This is a genomic window from Rhizobacter sp., assembly GCF_031412495.1.
Lineage (GTDB): Bacteria > Pseudomonadota > Gammaproteobacteria > Burkholderiales > Burkholderiaceae_C > Schlegelella_A.
In genome coordinates this window covers 1-2,647 of sequence record NZ_JANODC010000432.1, presented here as the reverse complement: position 1 = coordinate 2,647, position 2,647 = coordinate 1, and the positions used below count along the sequence as shown (strand labels likewise).

The following is a 2,647-nucleotide window of genomic DNA, read 5'->3' as shown; positions in this document are numbered from 1 at the left end:
GCCGGCTGCGACATGGGCGCCTGCGCGATGCTGCCGAGGATCATCGGCCAGGGCCGCGCCAGCGAGCTGCTCTACACCGGCCGCTCGATGGGCGGCGAGGAGGCCGAGCGCTGGGGCTTCCTGAACCGCCTCAGCGACCCGGCGCGCCTGCACGAGGATGCGATGGCGATGGCCCGCGACCTCGCCGCCGGCCCGACCTTCGCCAACGGCATCACCAAGACCATGCTGCACCAGGAGTGGGCGATGACCCTCGAGCAGGCGATCGAGGCCGAGGCGCAGGCACAGGCGATCTGCATGCTGACGCAGGACTTCACGCGTGCCTACGAGGCCTTCGCGGCCAAGCAGAAGCCACGCTTCGAAGGGAACTGAAACCATGTTGAAGCTCCATGGCTTCGCCCAGTCCGGAAACACCTTCAAGGTCGCCTTCCTGCTGCGCGCGCTCGAGCTGCCGTTCCAGGCGGTGCCGATGACGATCGCCGACTTCGCTGCCGGCGGGACGCGCAGCGCCGCGTGGCGCGAGAGCGTCAACGCGATGGGCGAGGTGCCGGTGCTGGAGGAGGAGGACGGCCGCAAGACGACGCAGTCGGGCGTCATCCTGACGATGCTCGCCGAGCGGCACGGCCGGTTCGGCGGCAGGAACGACGACGAGCGCCGGGAAGTGCTGCGCTGGCTGTTCTTCGACAACCACAAGTTCACGAGCCATTTCGCGACCTGGCGCTTCATGAAGTCGTTCGCCGCGACCCCGCCGGACCCGGCCGTCGCCGCCTTCCTGCGCGGTCGCATCGACAGCGCCTTCTTTATCGTCGACAAGCACCTCGCGAACCGCTCGCACATCGTCGGCGACGAGCTGACCATCGCCGACATGTCGCTCTCCGGCTACCTGTTCTACCCGGCCGACGAGAGCGGCTACGTGCTCGAGGATCGCTTCCCGAGCCTCGCCGCCTGGCGCGACCGCCTGCGCCAGGCGCCGGGCTGGGGCGACCCGTACGAGATCCTGCCGGGCGAACGCGTCGCCCCGAAGTGGTGACGGCCATGGCGAACGCCCGCGCTTCTTCCATGGACCACCTCGACTGGCCCTTCTTCGAGCCGCGTCACCGCACCCTCGCCGCCGACCTCGACGCCTGGGCCACGGCGTCGCTCGGCCACGCCCACGCCGACGACCGCGCCAGCGTCGACGCCGAATGCCGTGGCCTCGTCCGCTCGCTCGGCGAGGCCGGCTGGCTGTCGCACGCCATCGCCGGCCGCGCCTTCGGCGGCAGCGACGACGCGATCGACACGCGCTCGATCTGCCTCGTGCGCGAGACGCTCGCGCGCCACTCGGGCCTGGCCGACTTCGCCTTCGCGATGCAGGGCCTCGGCTCGGGCGCGATCAGCCTCGCCGGCTCGGCCGAGCAGCGCGCGGCCTGGCTGCCGAAGGTCGCGCGCGGCCAGTCGATCGCCGCCTTCGCGCTGTCGGAGCCCGACGCCGGCTCCGACGTCGCGGCGATGGCCTGCTCGGCCCGCCTCGACGGCAGCGACTACGTGCTCGACGGCGAGAAGACCTGGATTTCCAATGGCGGCATCGCCGACGTCTACGTAGTCTTCGCGCGCACCGGCGACGGCGCCACCGGCCACGCCACGGGCACGCCCGCCCGCGGCTCGCGCGGCATCAGCGCCTTCATCGTCGAGGCCGGCACACCGGGCTTCGAGATCGCCGAGCGCATCGACGTCATCGCCCCGCATCCCCTCGCGCGGCTGCGCTTCAGCGGCTGCCGGGTGCCGGCGGCGCGGCGCATCGGCGCCGAAGGCGAGGGCTTCAAGATCGCGATGCGCACGCTCGACGTGTTCCGCACCTCGGTCGCCGCGGCGGCGCTCGGCTTCGCCCGCTGCGCCTTCGACGCCGCCCTCGAGCGGGCGACCTCGCGGCGCATGTTCGGCGGCGTTCTCGCCGACTTCCAGCTGACGCAGGCGGCCCTCGCGAAGATGACGCTGACCATCGACTCGGCGGCGCTCCTCACCTACCGCGCCGCCTGGCAGCGCGACCGCGGCGGCAACGTCACGCGCGAGGCGGCGATGGCCAAGCTCGCCGCCACCGAAGGCGCGCAGCAGGTCATCGACGCCGCGGTGCAGATGTGGGGCGGGCAGGGCGTGCGCAGCGGCGAGACCGTCGAGCGCCTCTACCGCGAGATCCGGGCGCTGCGCATCTACGAAGGCGCGACCGAAGTGCAGCAGCTCATCATCGGCCGCGAACTCCTCAAGAGCGTCGGCGCGGCCAGCAAGGGAACGACATGACCGAGAACGAGAGCAAGAAGGAAGCCGTCCTGCCGGAAGGCTGGCCGCGGCCGAAGGGCTACGCCAACGGCGTCGTCGCGCGAGGGCGCCAGGTCTTCGTGGCGGGGCAGGTCGGCTGGGACCCGGCCGGCGTCTGGACAACCGACGACTTCGGCGAGCAGACCCGGCTCGCCTTCCAGAACATCGTTGCCGTCCTGCACGCCGCCGGCGCGCAGCCGAAGCACATCGTCCGCATGACCTGGTACGTGACGAGCAAGCGCGAATACCTGGCCGCCGGCAGCGAGATCGGCCGGGCATTTCGCGACATCATCGGCGACTACGACATCGCCATGACGGCGATCGAGGTCACGGCCCTGATCGAAGATCGGGCCCAGGT

The 2,647-nt window shown here is 71.4% G+C and carries 4 protein-coding genes; all 4 read left to right on the top strand.

Annotated elements, in window-relative coordinates; translation table 11 throughout:
- On the top strand, positions 1 to 369 hold a 369-nt coding region (locus tag AC30N0_RS16155; RefSeq protein ID WP_489518920.1), incomplete at its 5' end, for an enoyl-CoA hydratase-related protein.
- A gap of 4 nt (positions 370 to 373) precedes the next feature.
- The gene (locus AC30N0_RS16150; protein WP_489518919.1) at positions 374 to 1,027 is read left to right on the top strand and encodes a glutathione S-transferase family protein; all 654 of its coding nucleotides are present in this window, start codon (positions 374 to 376) and stop codon (positions 1,025 to 1,027) included.
- Positions 1,028 to 1,032: 5 nt separating this feature from the next.
- Complete coding sequence (locus AC30N0_RS16145) at positions 1,033 to 2,271, top strand: acyl-CoA dehydrogenase family protein (RefSeq protein WP_489518918.1); 1,239 nt, start codon at positions 1,033 to 1,035, stop codon at positions 2,269 to 2,271.
- On the top strand, positions 2,268 to 2,647 hold a 380-nt coding region (locus tag AC30N0_RS16140), incomplete at its 3' end, for a RidA family protein (protein WP_489518917.1). The genes AC30N0_RS16145 and AC30N0_RS16140, both read left to right, overlap by 4 nt.